The organism is Maritimibacter sp. UBA3975 (assembly GCF_002384975.1).
Taxonomy (GTDB): Bacteria; Pseudomonadota; Alphaproteobacteria; order Rhodobacterales; family Rhodobacteraceae; genus Maritimibacter.
Window position 1 is genome coordinate 241,026 of sequence record NZ_DGCP01000009.1, and the last position, 19,646, is coordinate 260,671.

At 65.0% G+C, this 19,646-nt stretch carries 18 protein-coding genes; 8 read left to right on the forward strand and 10 right to left on the reverse strand.

The annotated features are described in order from the left end of the window. The first annotated feature begins 36 nt into the window (after window positions 1-36). Entirely contained in the window at window positions 37-1,440 is a 1,404-nt protein-coding gene (gltX, locus tag B2585_RS06135) for a glutamate--tRNA ligase (RefSeq protein WP_292021076.1), read from the forward strand. A 42-nt stretch (window positions 1,441-1,482) separates the two neighbouring features. Beyond that, on the forward strand, window positions 1,483-2,778 hold the full coding sequence (gene gltA / locus B2585_RS06140; protein ID WP_292021078.1) for a citrate synthase: 1,296 nt from the start codon (window positions 1,483-1,485) through the stop codon (window positions 2,776-2,778). A gap of 138 nt (window positions 2,779-2,916) precedes the next feature. Here the strand turns inward: gltA and B2585_RS06145 are convergent, their stop codons facing one another. From B2585_RS06145 to B2585_RS06155, 3 genes are all read right to left on the reverse strand, one after another. After that, window positions 2,917-3,693: an enoyl-CoA hydratase-related protein gene (locus tag B2585_RS06145; RefSeq protein ID WP_292021079.1), complete on the reverse strand. Its 777-nt coding sequence runs from the start codon at window positions 3,691-3,693 to the stop codon at window positions 2,917-2,919. Window positions 3,694-3,794: 101 nt separating this feature from the next. Continuing rightward, window positions 3,795-4,250, reverse strand: a complete 456-nt coding sequence (locus tag B2585_RS06150) for a cytochrome c-type biogenesis protein (protein WP_292021081.1) — start codon at window positions 4,248-4,250, stop codon at window positions 3,795-3,797. Next, window positions 4,247-6,226, reverse strand: coding sequence for a heme lyase CcmF/NrfE family subunit (locus B2585_RS06155; protein ID WP_292021083.1), 1,980 nt, complete (start codon window positions 6,224-6,226; stop codon window positions 4,247-4,249). The genes B2585_RS06150 and B2585_RS06155 overlap by 4 nt, the downstream gene beginning before the upstream one ends. Before the next feature lie 237 nt (window positions 6,227-6,463). Between B2585_RS06155 and B2585_RS06160 the strand changes: the two genes are divergently transcribed. The 3 genes from B2585_RS06160 to B2585_RS06170 all read left to right on the forward strand — a co-directional run bounded on the left by B2585_RS06160 (window position 6,464) and on the right by B2585_RS06170 (window position 7,927). Next, the gene (locus B2585_RS06160; RefSeq protein WP_292021084.1) at window positions 6,464-6,931 is read left to right on the forward strand and encodes an outer membrane protein; all 468 of its coding nucleotides are present in this window, start codon (window positions 6,464-6,466) and stop codon (window positions 6,929-6,931) included. Between the two features lie 480 nt (window positions 6,932-7,411). Continuing rightward, window positions 7,412-7,747, forward strand: coding sequence for a hypothetical protein (locus B2585_RS06165; RefSeq protein ID WP_292021086.1), 336 nt, complete (start codon window positions 7,412-7,414; stop codon window positions 7,745-7,747). Window positions 7,748-7,768: 21 nt separating this feature from the next. Next, window positions 7,769-7,927, forward strand: coding sequence for a hypothetical protein (locus tag B2585_RS06170; protein WP_292021087.1), 159 nt, complete (start codon window positions 7,769-7,771; stop codon window positions 7,925-7,927). Between the two features lie 37 nt (window positions 7,928-7,964). On the opposite strand, the gene B2585_RS06175 is transcribed toward B2585_RS06170, so the two are convergent. After that, the gene (locus B2585_RS06175; protein ID WP_292021089.1) at window positions 7,965-8,387 is read right to left on the reverse strand and encodes a hypothetical protein; all 423 of its coding nucleotides are present in this window, start codon (window positions 8,385-8,387) and stop codon (window positions 7,965-7,967) included. Between B2585_RS06175 and B2585_RS06180 the strand changes: the two genes are divergently transcribed. After that, window positions 8,386-8,592: a hypothetical protein gene (locus tag B2585_RS06180; protein WP_292021090.1), complete on the forward strand. Its 207-nt coding sequence runs from the start codon at window positions 8,386-8,388 to the stop codon at window positions 8,590-8,592. The two genes, B2585_RS06175 and B2585_RS06180, sit on opposite strands and share 2 nt — an antisense overlap. Window positions 8,593-8,697: 105 nt before the next feature. On the opposite strand, the gene B2585_RS06185 is transcribed toward B2585_RS06180, so the two are convergent. The 6 genes from B2585_RS06185 to B2585_RS06210 form a co-directional block, all read right to left on the reverse strand. After that, on the reverse strand, window positions 8,698-9,228 hold the full coding sequence (locus B2585_RS06185) for a holin family protein (protein ID WP_292021092.1): 531 nt from the start codon (window positions 9,226-9,228) through the stop codon (window positions 8,698-8,700). Next, a complete protein-coding gene (locus B2585_RS06190) occupies window positions 9,219-9,830 on the reverse strand; it encodes a holin-associated N-acetylmuramidase (protein ID WP_292021094.1) in 612 nt (203 codons plus the stop codon). Before B2585_RS06190 ends, B2585_RS06185 begins: the two co-directional genes overlap by 10 nt. 66 nt (window positions 9,831-9,896) lie before the next feature. Beyond that, window positions 9,897-10,340 carry a cytochrome c maturation protein CcmE gene (ccmE, locus tag B2585_RS06195; protein WP_292022747.1) on the reverse strand — a complete coding sequence of 148 codons (444 nt, stop codon included), beginning with the start codon at window positions 10,338-10,340 and terminating at the stop codon, window positions 9,897-9,899. A gap of 73 nt (window positions 10,341-10,413) precedes the next feature. Beyond that, window positions 10,414-11,442 carry an N-acetyl-gamma-glutamyl-phosphate reductase gene (argC, locus tag B2585_RS06200; protein WP_292021096.1) on the reverse strand — a complete coding sequence of 343 codons (1,029 nt, stop codon included), beginning with the start codon at window positions 11,440-11,442 and terminating at the stop codon, window positions 10,414-10,416. A 57-nt stretch (window positions 11,443-11,499) separates the two neighbouring features. Next, entirely contained in the window at window positions 11,500-12,312 is an 813-nt protein-coding gene (locus tag B2585_RS06205) for a glutamate racemase (protein WP_292021098.1), read from the reverse strand. 319 nt (window positions 12,313-12,631) lie between these two features. Then, a complete protein-coding gene (locus B2585_RS06210; RefSeq protein ID WP_292021100.1) occupies window positions 12,632-16,054 on the reverse strand; it encodes an indolepyruvate ferredoxin oxidoreductase family protein in 3,423 nt (1,140 codons plus the stop codon). A gap of 159 nt (window positions 16,055-16,213) precedes the next feature. Between B2585_RS06210 and B2585_RS06215 the strand changes: the two genes are divergently transcribed. Next, a complete protein-coding gene (locus tag B2585_RS06215; protein ID WP_292021103.1) occupies window positions 16,214-17,119 on the forward strand; it encodes a LysR family transcriptional regulator in 906 nt (301 codons plus the stop codon). A gap of 319 nt (window positions 17,120-17,438) precedes the next feature. Then, window positions 17,439-19,604 carry a phosphoribosylformylglycinamidine synthase subunit PurL gene (purL, locus tag B2585_RS06220; protein WP_292021105.1) on the forward strand — a complete coding sequence of 722 codons (2,166 nt, stop codon included), beginning with the start codon at window positions 17,439-17,441 and terminating at the stop codon, window positions 19,602-19,604. The last annotated feature ends 42 nt before the right edge of the window (window positions 19,605-19,646 follow it).

Consider the following 19,646-nt stretch of genomic DNA (forward strand, 5'->3'; position numbering starts at 1 on the left):
TACGCCTGTCTTGGTTTCCGAAAGGTTAACGCCCGCATGTCCAACACCCCCGTCGTCACCCGTTTCGCACCCTCTCCGACCGGCTACCTGCATATCGGCGGTGCGCGCACGGCGCTGTTCAACTGGCTCTACGCCCGCGGTCGCGGCGGCAAGTTCCTGCTGCGCATCGAGGACACGGACCGCGCCCGCTCCACGCCCGAGGCGACGGCGGCGATCTATGACGCGATGGACTGGCTTGGGCTGGATTACGACGGTGAGGCGGTCAGCCAGTACGAGCGCGCTTCGCGCCATGTGGAGGTGGCCGAAGCGATGCTCGCCGCCGGGACCGCCTACAAGTGCTTCTCCACGCAGGAGGAGATCGAGGCGTTCCGCGAGGCCGCCCGCGCCGAGGGCCGATCGACCCTGTTCCAATCCCCGTGGCGCGATGCGGACCCGGCCACCCACCCGGATGCGCCCTACGTCATCCGCGTGAAGGCCCCGCGCGAGGGCGAGACGGTGATCGCGGACGCGGTTCAGGGGGACGTGCGGTTCGGTAACGACCAGCTCGACGACATGATCTGCCTGCGCTCGGACGGCTCGCCGACCTACATGCTCGCGGTCGTGGTCGACGATCACGATATGGGCGTGACCCATGTGATCCGGGGTGACGATCACCTCAACAACGCCGCGCGTCAGAAGATGGTCTATGACGCGATGGGATGGGACGTGCCGGTCTTTGCCCATATCCCGCTGATTCACGGGCCCGACGGCAAGAAACTGTCCAAACGCCACGGCGCGGCGGGGGTCGAGGAGTACCGCGCGCTCGGCTACCCGGCCTCCGCGATGCGCAATTACCTCGCCCGCCTCGGCTGGTCCCACGGCGACGATGAGGTGTTCACCGACGAACAGGCGCGTGAGTGGTTCGGCATCACCGGGATCGGCAAAGGCGCGGCCCGTCTCGACTTCAAGAAACTCGACCATGTGTCGGGCCAGCACATCGCGATGACCGAGCCCGCCGACCTTATTTCGCAACTGCAGGATTTCCTTGACGCGACGTCGCAGCCGAACCTGACCGAAAGCCAGGTCAGCGGGCTCATGGAGGCGCTTCCCTTCACGCGAACCGGCGCCAAGACCCTGCCGCAACTCCTTGAGAAATCGCACTTTATCCTGACCGAACGCCCCATCGAGCGCGAGGAAAAGGCAGCGGCGAACCTCGATGATGTATCCCGTGGTATACTGGCGGAATTGACGCCGCAGCTGCAAACTGCTAGCTGGAACCGCGACGAATTGGAGACTATTCTCAACGCATCGGCAGAGACCCACGGCATCAAGTTCGGCAAGCTCGCCGCCCCTTTGCGGGCCGCGCTCGCCGGTCGGACGGCGACCCCGAGTGTTTTCGACATGATGCTGGTCCTCGGGCGGGACGAAACGATCGCCCGCCTCAATGAGGCCAGCCAGTAATCAGCCCTGCTCAAAGCGGGCCCCAACGAAGGGATAGGACGTATGGTGAATCAGACTGGAAAGGCGACGCTGACATTCGGCGACAAGGAACTTGAGCTTCCGATCTACACACCGACCGCCGGCCCCGACGTGATCGACATCACCAAGCTGTATGCTCAGGGCGGCGTATTCACCTACGATCCCGGCTTCACGTCGACCGCCTCCTGCGATTCGACCATCACCTTCATCGACGGCGAAAAGGGCGAGCTGCTGCACCGCGGCTATCCCATCGACCAACTGGCCGAGAAGTCGCACTTCCTCGAAGTCTGTTACCTGCTGCTCTACGGCCACCTGCCCACCGCGGCCGAGATCGACGATTTCGAGTACCGCGTGACCCGTCACACGATGGTGCATGAGCAGATGACCAAGTTCTATTCGGGCTTCCGCCGCGATGCGCACCCGATGGCGATCATGGTCGGCGTGGTCGGCGCGATGTCCGCCTTCTACCACGACTCCACCGACATCGCGGACCCGTGGCAGCGCGAAGTCGCCTCGATCCGCATGATCGCCAAGATGCCGACCATTGCCGCGATGGCCTACAAGTACACGATCGGCCAGCCCTTCGTGTATCCGCGCAACGACCTCGACTACGCGTCGAACTTCCTCAACATGTGCTTCTCGGTGCCGGCCGAGGAATACATGCCGAACCCGATCCTGTCGCGCGCGATGGACCGGATCTTCACGCTGCACGCCGATCACGAGCAGAACGCCTCGACCTCGACCGTGCGCCTTGCCGGCTCCTCGGGGGCCAACCCCTTCGCCTGCGTCGCGGCCGGTATCGCCTGCCTCTGGGGCCCGGCCCACGGCGGCGCCAACCAGGCCTGCCTCGAAATGCTCAAGGAGATCGGCTCGGTCGACCGCATCCCCGAATTCATTGCCCGCGCCAAGGACAAGGACGACCCCTTCCGCCTGATGGGCTTCGGCCACCGGGTCTACAAGAACTTCGACCCGCGCGCGAAGGTGATGAAGCAGTCCGCGGACGAGGTGCTCGACCTCTTGGGGATCGAGGACAACCCGACGCTTCAGGTCGCCAAGGAACTGGAAAAACAGGCGCTGGAGGACCCCTACTTCACCGAGAAGAAGCTGTTTCCGAACGTCGACTTCTATTCCGGCATCATCCTCGAGGCGATGGGCTTCCCGACCGCCATGTTCACCCCGATCTTCGCGCTGTCGCGCACGGTCGGGTGGATTTCGCAGTGGAAGGAAATGCTCACCGATCCGGGACAGAAAATCGGCCGCCCGCGCCAGCTCTACACCGGAGACACGCTGCGCGATTACGTGGATGTCGAAAAGCGCTAGGCGCCGCACCTGCCGAAATGACGAAGGCCGCCCCACCGGGCGGCCTTTCGCATATTCCGTCTCTGCTTCTTAAACCCTTCGGGGGGTCTGGGGGCTGGCTCCCGACGGGTCGCGGGACCGTAAGCTGCCGCGAACCCGCTACCGCCCTTCGAAGGCGGCCGCTCGTTTCTCGCGAAATGCCATGACGCCTTCCTTGAAGTCGCGTGTCGTCCCGCATTTGCCCTGAAGCCGCGCCTCGAGCGACAGCTGCGCCTCGAGGTCGTTCTCGAACGAGGCCCGCATCGCCGTCTTCACCGCGCGGTAGGCCTGCGTTGGGCCATCGGCGAGCTGCCTCGCCCGGTCCCGCCAGCCGTCTTCGAACACGGCGTCGTCGAACACCTCCCAGATCATGCCCCAGTCGGCGGCCTGATCGGCGTCGATCTTGTCGGCAAACAGGGCGGCGCCCATTGCGCGGGCGAACCCGACCTGCCGCGGCAGCGCATATGTCCCGCCCGCATCCGGCATCAGGCCGATCCGTGTGAAGGCCTGAAGGAAATAGGCCGAGCGCGCGGCGATCACCACGTCCGCCGCCAGCGCGAGGTTGGCACCCGCGCCCGCGGCCGGGCCATTCACCGCCGCCATCACGGGCACCGGCGCCTCGGCAATGGCGCGAATGATGGGCTCGTATTCGTCGCGCAAGACACGCTCAAGGTCCACGGCCGCCGCCGTGGTCCCTTCGCCAAGGTCCTGGCCCGAACAGAACGCCGCCCCCGCGCCGGTCAGAACGATCACCCGCGCAGCCTCCGACGCCCGCTTGAGCGCGTCGGCCAGTTCCGCCCGCATCTGCGGGGTCAGCGCGTTCATCCGGTCGGGCCGGTCGAGCGTGATCGTGGCGATCCCGCCGGTCAGGTCATAAAGAATCGTGTCGTAGTCCATCCGCGCCTCCTCGTTTGCGGGGAGACTAGCCGGTCGCTCGCGGATGGAAAGCGCAACGCCCCGTCAGCCGGGCGAAATCTGTCCGCTATCCGCGTGACGCTTCACTTTCCGAGGAGTTCGTCCAGCCGCGCCTGCTCGTCCTTCGACAGGCCATCGGACCCCGGCCCCGTGGATGTCGACCGGCGGCGCAGGTAGACCATCGCGCCTAGGGCCGCGAGGATGAACAGCGCAGGGCCCGCACCCCAGAGCAGGATGTTGGCCCCGCCCGTGGTCGGTTTCATCAGGACGTATTCGCCATAACGCTCCACAATGAAGTCCACCACCTCTTCGTTCGTGTCGCCCGCGACCAGTCGCTCGCGCACGAGAAGCCGGAGGTCGCGGGCAATGTCCGCGTTGGATTCGTCGATGTTCTCACCCTGGCAGACCACGCAGCGCAGCCCGGCCGAGATATCGCGCGCGCGGGCTTCCAGCGCCGGATTATCCAGCACCTCGTCCGGGTTCACGGCAAGGGCCGGGCTGGCGGCCAGGATCATCAGGGCGAGGATGAGCCGTTTCATTCCGCGGGCACTCCACGCACAGCAGTCCGGCGTGTCGCACCGGCCGCGACCCGGTAGCGCCGGTCCGAAAGACTCAGAAGCCCGCCGAGCGCCATGATGAGCGAGCCCGCCCAGATCCAGTTCGCGAAGGGCTTGATGAAGGTCCGCACGGCATAACCGCCGCCATCCTGCTTGTCCCCGATCACGACGTAGATGTCGCGCCAGAACCCGTTGTGAATGGCGGCTTCCGTCGTTGGCATCGCCTGCACCGGATAGACCCGCTTTTCAGGCTGGAGCAACGCGATCACGTTGCCGTCCTCGCCGCGCACCGTGATATCGGCCACGGTAGTCAGGTAGTTGGGCCCCTGCTCCTGGCGCACCTCGTTCATGGTGACGGTCAGGTCGGCGACCTCGAAAGGGGCCGCGCTTTGCGCGACGCGGATATCCTCGATCTGCCAGGCCATCAGCCCGGAGATACCCATGAACACCACGCCCAGCCCGGCATGGGCCGTCACCCGGCCCCAGTCTGCGCGCGGCAGGCGGACCATCCGGCCAAGGCGCCCGCCGATGGGCCCACGGCCCAGCCGGCTCCACAGGTCCGTTGCCGCGCCACCCACGAGCCATGCACCGAGGAGGAAACCCACCGGTCCAAGGATCGTTCGCTCCGTCTGCATCGTCCAGGCAAGCAGTGCCACGAGCACGGCCAGCACGAGCGCAGGCACCAGCGGGCGCATCAGCCGCCCGATTTTGGCCCGTTTCCACGGCATCAACGCGCCGAACGGCAGCGCGATGGCCAGAACCACCATAAACGGAGTGAAGGCGGCCTCGAAGAACGGCGCCCCGACCGAGAGCTTGCGGTCGAAGAACATCTCGGCCACCAGCGGCCAGATCGTCCCGATGAAGACGACGATGGACGACACGGCGAGCAGGATATTGTTGAACACCAGCGCCGATTCCCGGCTCACCATGCCGAAGACGCCCTTCGCCTCCATCGTCGAAGCGCGGAAGGCATAGAGCGTGAGTGCACCGCCCGTGAAGACGCCGAGGATCATCAGGATGAAGACACCCCGCTCCGGATCGTTCGCGAAGGCATGGACCGAAGTGATGACGCCCGAGCGCACGAGGAACGTGCCGATCAGCGAGAACCCGAAAGCCAGAATGGCAAGCAGGATCGTCCAGCTTTTCAACGCCTCGCGTTTCTCCACGACAATGGCCGAATGGAGCAACGCGGCGGCGAAGAGCCACGGCATGAACGAGGCGTTCTCGACCGGGTCCCAGAACCAGAAACCGCCCCAGCCAAGCTCGTAATAGGCCCACCAGGAGCCGAGCGCGATGCCGATGGTGAGGAAGATCCAGGCCGCGAGCGTCCAGGGCCGCACCCAGCGCGCCCAGGCCGCGTCGACCCGGCCTTCGATCAGGGCTGCGACGGCGAAGGAGAACGCCATCGAGAGCCCGACGTAGCCCAGGTAAAGGAACGGCGGGTGGAAGGCGAGCCCGGGGTCCTGCAACAGCGGGTTGAGGTCCTGTCCATCGAAGGGCGGCTGCGCGAGGCGCAGGAACGGGTTGGAGGTGAACAGGATGAAGGCGAGGAAAGCCACGCCGATGGCGGCCTGCACCGACAGCGCCAGCGCCTTGAGCCGGGGCGGAAGGCCGCTCCCGAACCAGCTCGCCATCGCGCCGAACAGCGCCACGATCAGCACCCACAGGAGCATGGACCCCTCGTGGTTCCCCCAGACGCCCGACACCTTGTAAAGCATCGGTTTCGCGCTGTGGGAGTTGAGCGTGACCAGCCGGACCGAGAAATCCGACGTGACGAAGGAATAGGTGAGCGCGGCGAAGGCCGCCGCGATCAGGAGAAACTGGAGCGAGGCCGCCGGGACGGCCATCGCCATCCAGCCCGACCACCCCTTTTGAGCGCCCACGAAAGGCACCACCATCTGCACGATCGCCACGCCGAAGGCGAGCACCAGTGCCACATGTCCAAGCTCTGCAATCATGCGCCGGTTCTAGACCTTTTCGCACGCTGCGCCAATCGCCTGTGCGCCCATGTCGCGCTTTTGTCACCGGCGGTCTCCCGCCCATGCCCCGTCGCAAGCCGGCAACACGCTGCCAATGTCGTGACTGCTGCGTTGGAACACGGCGTGGCTGCGTGAATTGAGCTAGCACAACGGTCGGGACAGTTGACCACACGCGGGACCGAGCACCCGCCCAATGACAACGACTTAGGAGGTCACATGAACCGCTACATCAAGACAACGGCCCTCGGGCTTGGCCTGGCCCTCGGCGCCACGGCGGCGAGCGCGCAGGATTTCGACGGCTTCTACCTCGGCGCCTACGGCTCCGGCGATTTCTTCTCCGGTCCCAACACCTACGGCTTCGGCGCGCAGGCGGGCTACATGTACGAGTTCTCCCCCGGCGGCTACGTCGGTGTCGAGGCGGATGCCTATTTCCCAATGGGCAATCCGAACATCTACACCGGTAACCTGCGGCTGGGCTATGACTTCGGCTCGCCGGTCATGCTCTACGGTAAGGTCGGCGCGGGTGCCGATTCCACCGGCACGACGCTCTACACCTTGGGCGCCGGCGCAGAATATGCCATGGGCAACGGGGCCTCGCTCCGCCTCGGCATGGACCGCTACCAATCCTTCGCGGGCGGCCCGGCGAACTATGTCGCCAAGGCCGGTCTCGCCTACACGTTCTGATCACGGACGTATCGCCGCGGCGGGCTGGCTCCGCCGCGGCTTTCATGGCATTCTCGCGCCATGAACAGACTTTCCTGTATCCTTGTCGCCCTCATGGTCTCAGCCACTCCGCACGCTGGCTTGAGTCAGGATTTGAACACGCCTGTCGTGCCAGAAGGGCTGTTTTCAACGAAAGAGCGTCCCTCGGTCGCGGCCCGCACCCGTGGGTTGTCGAATCCCCGACCATTGGGACACACTCCCAGCCGCAGCCCAGAGCGGCTTCCTCAGACCGACTTGGAAGAAAATCCGCAGAATGACGTCGAGTTTGGCGTCGAAGGCCACTTTTGGGCCGGTCTCGCGATGAAATTGTAACCAATAAACAACCCTGAGACAGAGAACCGCCATTTTATTAACGCATTTTCTTTGCGTGTCCGCTGCTGTGACTGCATAGTGTCGAAAAACATATGAGCGTGCAGAACAGCACGGATTAAGGAGATCGAAATGGGCAGTACCATTTGGAATGTTTCGACGGCGGCCGCGCTCGCGGTGACGGCGGTAGCGTTTGCCACCCCGGCTGCGGCACAGGGCTTTGAAGGATTTTACGCTGGCGCTTTCATCCAGAACGACTTCGCCAAGCCGGCCGGGACCGGCCTCGACGGCGCGGTCGGTGTCTGGGCGGGCTACAACTACGGGGTCGGCAACGGCTTTATCCTCGGCGCTGAAGCCGAGGTGCAGTACGACTGGGCCACGAGCGTCGTCACGCCGACCGGCATGGCCGTCACGGGCCTGCTGAACGCGCGCGCCGGTTACGCGATGAGCGACAACTTCATGCTCTAAGGCAAGGGCGGCACGGGCTTCATGTCCGGTGGCGCCGGCTTCGTCTATGACTTCGGCGTAGGCGGTGAAGCCATTTTCGGTGGCAACTACATGGTGCGCGGCGAAGTCCTGCGCGTCATGGGCGCGGGCATGAACCGCAACCGGACCGACTTCAAGGTCGGCGTCGGCTACAAGTTCTGAGTTTCCGGGTGAGGCCAGAAGGCCTCACCCGCATCCGTCACACCGTGACGTAGACGGCGACCGACACCAGGATCGCCGCGAAGATCGGCCACAGGAAGTGCATTCCGTGGAATCCGAAGCTTCTTTGAATAACCGCAAAATGCAGGATCGACCCGACGATGGGCAGCGCAAGCACGCTGAAGATCGCGGGATGCGTCTGTGCCCAAACCGGCGCGCCCAGCAGGTTGTAAAGCCACCACCACGCCGCAAGACACGCGAGCCCGAACCAGCTCACCACCATGCCGATAGCCAGCGGCGTCGTGCGTTCCAGCCAAAGCCACAGGAAGGTTGCCGCGATCATCGCCGCCATCAACGCGATGACGCCATAGACGATCTCGGCCACCGGATCGAAGCCCAGAAGCAGGAAGCCTGCCTCAAGCGCGAGGACGGTGAGAAGGATGAGGATAATCGCCTGTTTCATGTCCCAGGACCTCTCGCACGGCATGGTCCAGTTCCCCCGCCGCGCGCCGATGCCGTTCCAGCGCACGGATGAGTCCGCGGCCTGCGAGCGTGTCGCGCAGGCCCCTCCAGAGATCGCGCACCCGGCCCGTCACAGCTCCCTGCCCCGGCTCGGAAGCCGTTCCCGGATGATCGTCGTGATTTCGATCAGGATCGCGGAGTTCTAGTCGAGCACCGCGCGCGTGGCCTGATCCTTCTGAAGATCGCGCCACAGCAGGTAGAAGACGAGCAGCACCCAGGGTCCGTGATCCGTCAGGATCTTGATGAGAACGTCACTTCCCATCCCGGCTCCAATCCTCGAGCGCCGGGTTCGGATCACCCTGCGCCCGCGACCCCGCTTCCAGGCTGTCGAGAACGCCGAGGTTATGGACCACGCTTTCCGTCGAGGCGATCGTGGCCGCGACGGACCGCCGGAACTCCTGCGCCTTCACCTGATGACGCGCCCCGAAGTAAAAACTCACGATGGCCCCCATCAGCCACCACAGCGGCTCCGGCACCAGCGCGATCCCGTTCATCCGGGCCGCGAACCACACAGGGTCCACCATCGCCGAGACGAAAAGCCCGATCGTGCCCAGTGCCAGCGCGGGCCGGGGCACGCGGTTGATTCCGTCGATGAAGCGGTCGAACCAGCCTTTACCGGGCAGGGCGAACTCGTGCGCGAACTGGTCGAGCGCGGCCGAATGGCGGGCCGCCTCGCGCACCGCCTGCGCCTCGGCGTTCTCCCAGAACACGCCCGCCGTCTCGCGGACCACGTTCCGCCCGCTGCCGAAGACGAGGTTCATGGCACCGTCGATCAGCCCCATGATGCCACCCGCGCGCGATGCGCGGCCTCCGTCAGGTGGTATTTGGGAGAGATGAACTCTTCAGCCCGCACGATCCAGCCGCCCTTGCCGCCGTCGCGCCGCCGCGCGTATTTGCGCGACGCCGGTCGCCGGTCGGCCAGCCGGTAGTAGTAGTTGCGCCGTTCGATGCCATAGGCGTCCGCGATATGATCCGGAGCCTTCGCCGCCGCCGCCTGCGCGGCCCCGGCCGTCTGCGGCCCGATGGCCCCGTCCACGGCGCAGGGAAAGCCCATACGCGTGAGAAGCCGTTGCAGGATGCGCACCGCGTTCGCGCCCGCGTTGACATACATGTCGAACACAGAAGGCTGGAGCACATCCGGCAGCGACGCGATGCCCGGTGCCTCGAAGTAATGCCGGATGAAAATGTCGGTCGCCTGCCCGCGGCTCAACCGCTTGACGTCCGCAGGCGTCACCTGCCCGTCTCCGTCGAGGTCCATACCCAGCCGCCGCATCGTTCCAATGGTCACGCCATGCTTGGTCGCGCCGCCCGGATCGTCGGGGTCGTTCACATAGCCGCCTTCACGGGCGACGATCGCTGTCGCGATCTCTCGAACGCTTCGCATCTGCCTTGGCCTCCGCACTAGGATTGCGGGACAAAGGCTCCTCTCAATTGGTTAATGCAGGCGAAATCAGGAGTTCGGGTCGACGTAGACGCCCTGCTCCTTGAGCGTATCGAGGACCTCTTTCGGCATGTAATCCTCGTCATGTTTCGCAAGGATTTCAGAGGCCTGAAAGGTTCCGTTCACATAGGATCCTGTGCCGACCATCCCCTGATTCTCGCCAAACAGATCCGGCAGGACGCCCTTGTATTCGACCGGAATCGTATTGGCCCCGTCTGTGACCGAGAACGTGACCGTCTCGCTCATCCCGCGCACGAGAGAGCCTTCGGCGACAAGCCCGCCGATCCGGAACACCTCGTTCGGCGCCGGCGGCTCCTCGGCCACCTGGGTGGGCGAACGGAAATAGTTGATCCCGTCGCGAAAAGCGAAGCCGATCAGCCCCGTCGCCAGCACGAGCGCGCCGATGGTGACGAAGATGATCTGCACCCGCCGCTTTTTCTTGAGACCCTTCATCCCCGCCATGCCCTGTCCTCCATTGCCGAGCGCTTTCTTATAGCCTCAATCCGCGCGAAAGCCTTGATCACGATCAAGGGAACACCGGGGCGAGCATAAGTCCGGTCGTCTCGTCCTCGCCCAGCATCAGGTTCGCGTTCTGCATCGCCTGCCCGCTCGACCCCTTGCACAGGTTGTCCAGCGTCGCCACGACCAGCGCCCGGCCGGGTACACGGTCGCCGATCACGCCGATGTGGCAGAAATTCGAGCCCATGACGTGCCCCATCCCCGGCGCCTGCCCGAACGGCAGCACCTCGATGAACGGCTCGGCCTCGTAACGCGCGACGAGCGCATTGTGGATCGCCTTGGGGTCGCCCTCGACATAACAGTCGGCAAGGATACCGCGGTTCACCGGCACCAGATGCGGGGTGAACATGATCTCGACCTTGCGCCCTGCGATAGCACTGAATTCCTGATCGAACTCGCCAAGATGGCGATGCTTGCCGCCCTGGGCATAGCCCGTCACGTCGGTGGACCGCTCCGCGAACAGCATGTTTTCCTTGAGCGACCGGCCAGCCCCGGACACCCCGTTCTTGAGGTCGCAGATGATCCGGTCGAGGTCGATCAGCCCCTCCTCTATCAGGGGCCTGAGCGCGAACTGCACGGTCGCGGCGTTGCAGCCCGTCCCGGCCACCAGCCGCGCGCCGCGGATCTGGTCGCGATAGAACTCGGTCAGACCGTAGACGGCGGCGGGCTGAAGCTCTTTCGCCACATGCTCGTTGCCATACCACTTGCTATAGTCGTCCGGATCGCGCAGCCGGAAATCCGCGCCGAGGTCCACGACCTTCACATGCTCCGGCAGATCGCGCACCAGCGCTTGTGACAGACCATGCGGAAGGGCCGCGAAACACAGGTCGACCGCCGAGAAGTCGATCTCCTCCTTCGTCACCAGCTTGGGCAGGTCAAGGTGGCGCAGATGCGGATAAACCTCTGCCATCTCCATCCCGGCCTTTCGGTCCGCCGACAACGCCACCACCTCCATCGACGGATGGGTGGCGATGAGCCGGACAAGCTCCGCCCCGGTATAGCCGGACGCGCCGAGAATGGCGATTTTGTGGGTCATGTGCGCCTCGCAGAAAGTATCGCACCGCATGTAAGGGTTTTCGCGCCTTGGCGCAATTCACGCAGCCTCGAACGCGATCTTGCGCCGCAGGAACCGCGTGGCCCCGGCAGATACCTTGGCCGGATTTCCGGTGGTCAGGAACCTGCCTTGCGTCCCGGTGCCGAGCATCTTCGGGTGGCGTTCGAGGTAATCGGCCAGCGAGGCCGCGACCAGGTTGGCCTGGCTGTAGACCGCAACCTCCGGCCCCAGCGCTTCCTGAAACACCTCTTCCATGATCGGATAATGCGTGCAGCCCAGGATGGCCGCCTCGGGCGTCGGCATCTTGCGCTTCAGCGCATCGACATGCGAGCGCACGAGCGCATCGGCAAGGATCATGTCCCCCTCCTCGATCGCATCCACCACGCCGCCGCAGGCCTGCGCCTCCACGTCCACCCCGATGGCCCGGAAGGCGAGTTCCCGTTGAAACGCACGGCTCGCCACGGTCGCCGGCGTCGCGAACAGCGCCACATGCTTCACCGCCACTTCGCGCGGCGGGCTGTTGTCACCCCACTTGCGCTCCGTCAGTGCCTCGATCAGCGGTACGAAGACGCCCAGCACACGCTTGTCGGCCGGAATCCAGCTCTCCTGCATCCGGCGCAACGCCGCCGCCGAGGCCGTGTTACAGGCGAGGATGACAAGGTCGCACCCCTCGTCCCACAGCCGCGACACGGCCTGCGTCGTCAGGTTGTAGACATCGTCGGCATCGCGCACACCATAGGGCGCATGGGCATTGTCCCCGAAATAGACGAACGGCACCTCGGGCAGCCGCTTCGTCACGGCATCCAGCACCGTCAGCCCGCCGAGTCCCGAGTCGAAAATCCCAACCGCCATAGCCTTGCGCCCCGTGCCGTTTGCCTGAAACCGTCCCCGTGGCGCCTCAGCCCACGGGCATTGGCGAAAGGCATAGGTCCGTTCCGACCGGAAATCCATCGTCGAATGCACCACCCGGCACCACCGCGCACCCCGTGCCGCGCCACGCGCCGCCGGTCAACACGCGACCACCCCCTTCTCTGTTTTCAGAAAACCTCGGGGTGAGGCGGGATTGCCTGCAATCCCGGCGAGGGGCAGCGCCCCTCCAACCGCGTCGTCCCGGCGCAGCCGGGGCGGCGCAAAACCTGCGCGGGCGCAAGCCCGCGCCGTTTGAAAGCGCTTACTCTGCCGCCTGTGCCGCCGGCGCACCACCCGAGCGGATCTCGGCCAGCAGGGCTTCGCGTGTCTTGGCCGCTTCACGGGCATTTGCCTCCTTCACCGGGCCGAAGCCGCGGATCGAGAGCGGCAGGCGGGCAAGGGCCTGCGCCGTCTCGGCCGTCTCCGGGCCATAGGCCGCGAGCGCGGTTTCCATGTCCTGCTCATACTCGGTGATGAGCGCGCGCTCCATTTTGCGCTCGTCGGAGCGGCCAAAGGGGTCGAGCGGCGTGCCACGCAGCAGCTTGAGCCGTGGCAGCAGACCCAGCGCACGCACCGTGCGCTCCCCGAACGCCCGCTTCTTGGGTCGCCCGTCGGGGGCCGTGCCGTTCATCACCGGCGGCGCCAGATGCACCTTGAGCGACAGATCGCCCTCGAAAGCCGCCTCCGCCTTGGCCCGCGTCTCACGCAGAAGCCGGGCGACCTCGTATTCGTCCTTGTAGGTCAGCAACTTGTGGTAGCCGAGCGCAATGGCCTCACGCATCTCCTCATCCGGCGCACGGTCCACCAGTTTGCGATACCGCTTGGCCAGACGCCCGGACTGATAGGCCGTCAGGTGCTTCTCGCGGAACGCGATTTTTTCTTCCAAGGACAAGGGCTTGTCGACCACCTTTGACCCTGCGGCCCGCTCGGCCGCCTCCCGGTCAACCACGACCCAGCGGCCCGCGGCAAAGGCGCGCTTGTTGCGCTCCACCGCCTGTCCGTTCAACTCGACCGCCTGCATCAGCGCTTCGAACCCGATGGGCACCAGCCCCGCCTGCCAGGCCGCGCCCAGCACCATCATGTTGGAATAGATCGAGTCGCCCATCAGGCCTTCGGCCAGCTCCGTCGCGTCGAACAGCGTGAGCTTGTCCTTCAGCCGCGCCTCCAGCGACAGCTCCAGCCGGTCACCCGGAATACGGAACTCGGTGTCGCGGGTGAAATCGCCCGTCACCGTCTCATGGCTGTCCACCACGCCGCCGGTGCGGCCCGTGGTCATCAGGCCCAGCGTCGTGGCATCCGCCGACACCACCAGTTCGCCGCCGATCAGCGCGTCGAGCTCGCCGGTCGCCACGCGGATGGCCGAGATATCCTCGGGCGCGTCCGCCACGCGCAGGTGGACCGCCACCGCGCCGCCCTTCTGGGCCAGACCGGCCATTTCCATCATGCCCGCGCCCTTGCCCTCGATATGCGCGGCCTGCGCGAGCACCGCGCCGATGGTCACGACGCCGGTGCCGCCAACGCCCGTGACGACCATGTTCCACGTCCCGTCGATCGCGGGCAGCGTGGGGTCCGGCAGGTCGGGCAGCGAAATGTTCGGCGCGGCTTTCTTGCGCGGCGTGCCGCCCTCGACCTCGATGAAGCTCGGGCAGAACCCCTTGAGGCAGGAGAAATCCTTGTTACAGGCCGACTGGTCGATGGCCCGCTTGCGGCCCAGTTCCGTCTCGACCGGGGTGATCGCGACGCAGTTCGACTGCACCCCGCAATCACCGCAGCCTTCGCAAATGTCGGTGTTGATGAGGATGCGTTTGTCCGGGTCCGGAAACGCCCCCTTCTTGCGCCGACGCCGCTTCTCAGCCGCGCAGGTCTGAACGTAAAGAAGGACCGTTACACCCTTGATATCACGAAGTTCTTTCTCGGTATTCTCCAGCTCATCCCGCTCGCGCACCTCGACGCCTTTGGGGAAACGTGCCGGGTCCACCTCTTCCTTTGGATCGTGGACGACCACCAGCCGTTTGACCCCGGCCGCCGTCATCTCGGCAGCGATCCGGTAGGGGTCCAGCCCGCCCTCGTTCGCCTGCCCGCCGGTCATCGCGACGGCGTCGTTGTAGAGGATCTTGTAGGTGATGTTCGTGCCCGCCGCGATGGCCGCACGCACTGCCTGGATGCCGGAGTGGTTGTAGGTCCCGTCGCCCAGGTTCTGAAACACATGCTCGCGGGTGGAGAATGGCGCCTCACCGATCCAGTTCGCGCCTTCACCGCCCATATGGGTGAAGCCCAGAGTGGAGCGGTCCATCCACTGCACCATGTAGTGACAGCCGATCCCGGCATAGGCGCGCGATCCGTCGGGCACCTTGGTCGAGGTGTTGTGCGGACAGCCCGCGCAGTAATACGGCAGACGCGCCGCGATCTGCTCGGCATTGTCGGCGGTCTTGGCCGCCGCGATTTTCGACAGTCCGGCCCGGATCGCCTCGGTGTCGCGTCCCTCCTCGATCAGGATCTCGCCCAGCTTTTCCGCGATGAACACCGGGTCCAGCGCATAGCGCGTCGGGAACAGCTCCATCTGGCGCCCGTGTTCCCATGTGTCGCCCTTGTGCCAGCCATAGACGCGGCGCCCGCGCCGGTCGTCAAAGATGGCCTCCTTGATCTGCACCTCGATCAGCTTGCGCTTTTCTTCCACCACCACGATCAGGTCCAGACCTTCCGCGAATTCGTGAAACGACGTCATGTCCAGCGGCCAGGTCTGCGCGATCTTGTAGGTGGTGATGCCGAGCCGTTCGGCCTCCGCCTCGTCGATCCCGAGAAGCGACAGCGCGTGAACCAGGTCGAGCCAGTTCTTGCCAGCCGCGACGAACCCGATCTTCGCGCCGTCCTTGCCCCAGACACGCCGGTCGATACGGTTGGCGCGGGCATAGGCCTCGGCGGCGAACCGTTTGTAGTCGATCATCCGCGCTTCCTGCGCGATCCGGTCATCGACCAGCCGGATGTTGAGCCCACCGTCAGGCATCGCGAAGTCGTCGGGGGTGACGAGCGACATGCGGTCGGGCCGCCCATCGACCACCGCCGTCGCCTCCACCGTGTCCTTCATCAGCTTCAGACCCGCCCAAAGCCCGGAAAACCGTGACAATCCATAGCCATAAACGCCAAGGTCGAGGATTTCCTGAACCCCGGCCGGCGACAGGACCGGCATATAGGCATCGACCATCGCCCAGTCGGACTGGTGCAGCACGGTCGAGCTTTCGCCGGTATGGTCATCGCCCATCGCCATGAGCACGCCGCCATGTTTGCTGGAGCCCGCCATGTTGGCATGGCGCATCACGTCGCCCGTGCGGTCCACCCCCGGCCCTTTGCCATACCACAGGCCAAAGACGCCGTCGTATTTGCCTTCGCCCCGCAGTTCGGCCTGCTGAGAACCCCACAGCGCAGTGGCCGCCAGATCCTCGTTCAACCCCGGCTCGAACCGCACGTTCACGTCCGCAAGGTCGCGCCCGGCCCGCATCATCCAGCTGTCGACCCCGCCCAGCGGCGAGCCGCGATAACCGGTAACATACCCGGCCGTGTCCAGCCCCGCCGCCCGGTCGCGCGCCGCCTGGACCAGCATGAGCCGGACCATGGCCTGCGTGCCGTTCAACAGCACCGGGCTTTTGTCGAGGTCGAAACGGTCGTGAAGTGATACATCTTGCCGCATGTGCGCGCTCCTCCGGCTAGCTCTTGGGCATATTCAGGGTAGGTCAATTGTTTTGACCTGTAAAAGTCTTATCTTGTCACATAGAGGCTTGGCTTTTCACGGTTTGATGATGGTAAGAAGCCCTCGCATTTCGGCGGACAAAGGCAACAAGCGAAAAAAATGGACTGGGACAAACTCAGAATCTTTCATGCGGTCGCGGATGCCGGCAGCCTCACCCATGCCGGTGATGCGCTGAACCTCAGCCAGTCGGCCGTGTCGCGCCAGATTCGCGGGCTGGAAGAGAGCCTCAATGCCACCCTGTTCCACCGTCACGCACGCGGCCTGATTCTCACCGAACAGGGCGAGCTTCTTTTCGATGCCTCCCGCGCGATGGTGCAGCGCCTCGACGCCGCCGTCGCCCGTATCCGGGACTCGAAGGAAGAAGTGTTCGGCGAATTGCGCGTGACCACCACGACCGGCTTCGGCTCCCTCTGGCTCGCCCCCCGCCTCGCCAAGCTGTATGAGCAATACCCGGACCTCAAGATCGACCTCATGCTCGAAGAGCGGGTGCTCGACCTGCCCATGCGCGAGGCGGACGTGGCGATCCGGCTCAAGGAACCGTCTCAGGCCGACCTGATCCGTAAGCGGCTCATGGGCGTGAACATGCGGCTGTATGCGAGCCCAGCCTATCTCGACGCCCACGGGCGGCCCGAAAAGATGGACGACCTCGCCGCGCACCGCATCATCTGCCAGAACACCAATTCCGCGCAGGTCAGCGCCGGCGCCACCTTCACCCAGGAAATCCTGACGCATAACGTCGACTCGCTCCTGACGGTGAACAACTACTTCGGTGTGCTGCAAGCCGTGCTGAACGGCCTCGGAATCGGCGTGCTGCCCGACTACATCCTTCAGGACTTCCCGGAGATCGAGCGGGTTCTGCCGGAAGAGGAAAGCCGCGAAATTCCCGTCTTCCTCGCCTATCCCGAGGAATTGCGGCATTCGAAACGCATCGCCGCCTTCCGCGATTTCGTCACCGAAGAGATCTTCGAACACCGCAAATTGGCGCAGGCCACCGGAACTGCCTGACCCTTGAGGCCTTGTTTTCGTTGCCATTTCGCAACATCCCGAACAGGCTCCGCATGAAAATGCCGAGATTCCAAAAACTTGAGTGAACCTCAGCGAGCCATGCAGGAATTGCATAGCAGCTTTGTTCACGCGCTGCTTGCTTGGTGGGCACTGCGCCCATAAATCCCCCTCGAAGCCGGTCGTCATCGACCGCTTCACCTCCCTGTTGGACTTAGGCCGGGCCTTGTGCCCGGTCTTTTTTTTGCCCGCACGCCTGCCCCCTTCCCCCCGCGCCCGCCATCCCTTATGAGGCGGGCAATTGCTTTGAGGGGACCCGCGCATGACCACCGAGCCTGAGATCACTGACGAGATCATTGCAGCGCACGGGATCAAGCCCGACGAATATGCCGACATCCTGCGCATCCTGAACCGGGCGCCGAACTTCACAGAGCTGGGCATCTTCTCGGCGATGTGGAACGAGCATTGCTCCTACAAGTCCTCCAAGAAATGGCTGCGCACCCTGCCCACCACTGGCCCACAGGTCATCTGCGGTCCCGGCGAGAACGCGGGCATCGTCGACATCGGCGACGGCCAGTGCATCGTATTCAAGATGGAAAGCCACAACCACCCGTCCTACATCGAACCCTATCAGGGCGCGGCGACCGGCGTGGGTGGCATCCTGCGCGACGTCTTCACCATGGGCGCGCGCCCCATCGCCGCGATGAACTCGCTCTCCTTCGGCGAAACGACCCACCCCAAGACCAAGCGCCTCGTGCATGGCGTGGTCGAGGGTGTCGGCGGCTACGGCAACTGCTTCGGCGTTCCGAACGTGGGCGGCGAAGTGCGCTTTCACGCGGCCTACAACGGCAACTGCCTCGTGAACGCCTTTGCGGCGGGCCTCGCAGACACCGACAAGATTTTCTACTCGGCGGCCTCCGGCGTCGGCATGCCCGTCGTCTACCTCGGCGCCAAGACGGGCCGTGACGGCGTCGGCGGCGCAACCATGGCCTCGGCCGAATTCGACGACACGATCGAGGAGAAGCGCCCCACGGTTCAGGTGGGCGACCCGTTCACCGAGAATCGGCTGATGGAAGCGACGCTGGAACTCATGGCGACGGGCGCTGTCATCTCGATTCAGGACATGGGGGCCGCCGGCCTCACCTGTTCGGCCGTCGAGATGGGCGACAAGGGCGAGCTGGGTATCAAGCTCGACCTCGACGCCGTGCCCCAGCGCGAAGAGAACATGACCGCATACGAAATGATGCTGTCGGAGTCCCAGGAACGCATGCTCATGGTCCTGAACCCGGAGAAAGAGGCCGAGGCCCGCGCGGTGTTCGACAAATGGGATCTCGACTTTGCCATCGTGGGCGAGACGATCCCCGAGGACCGCTTCCTCATTATGCATCAGGGCACCTGCCGCGCCGACCTGCCGCTGCGCGCCCTGTCGGGCAATGCCCCCGAATACGACCGCCCATGGGAGCCGACGCCGGAGGCCGAGCCGCTGGCCGACGTGCCCCAGATCGACCCGATTGATGGGCTCAAGGGCCTGATCGCCTCGCCCAACTACGCGGGCAAGCAGTGGGTCTATGAGCAATATGACCACATGGTCATGGCCGACACCGTGCGCCGCCCCGGACTGGGCGCGGGCATCGTGCGCGTGCACGGCACCGAAAAGGCCATCGCCTTCACCTCGGACGTGACGCCGCGCTACGTCAAGGCGAACCCCGTCGAAGGCGGCAAACAGGCGGTGGCCGAGGCCTACCGCAACCTGACCGCCGTGGGCGCCACGCCGCTCGCCACCACCGACAACATGAACTTCGGCAACCCGGAAAAGCCGGAAATCATGGGTCAGTTCGTCGGCGCCATTCAGGGCATCGGCGAGGCGGTCAAGGCGCTGGACATGCCCATCGTGTCCGGCAACGTCTCGCTTTACAACGAGACTGACGGCACCGGCATCCTGCCCACCCCCACCATCGGCGCCGTGGGCCTTCTGAAAAACCTCGACGAAGACCTCATCGGCGGCGAAGTGCGCGACGGTCACGTCGCCCTCCTGATCGGCGAGCCGGGCAGCCACCTCGGCCAGTCCGCCCTGCTCGCGGAAGTCTTTAACCGTGAAGACGGCGACGCGCCGCAGGTGGACCTCGAAGCCGAACGGCGCAACGGCGACTTCATCCGCGCCAACCGCGCCAATATCCGCGCCTGCACCGACCTCTCCGACGGCGGCCTTGCCCTCGCGGCCTTCGAACTGGCCGAAGCCGCCGGCGTCGGCGTCCATCTCGACACAGACGCTACGCCCGCGCTCTTCGGCGAGGATCAGGCGCGTTACCTCGTCGCCTGCAACTTCGATCAGGCCGAAGCGCTGATGACCGCAGCCGGGCGCGCCGGTGTCCCGATCCACTCGGTCGGCAAGTTCACCGGCGACAGCGTGAAATTCGGCACCTCCGAAGCCCCGCTCGCGGATCTCGCCGACATCTACCGGACGAGCTTCGCCGCCACCGCGACCTGAGCGGCCAGACACCCCGCGCCATCCCCCTTGCACGCGACAGCC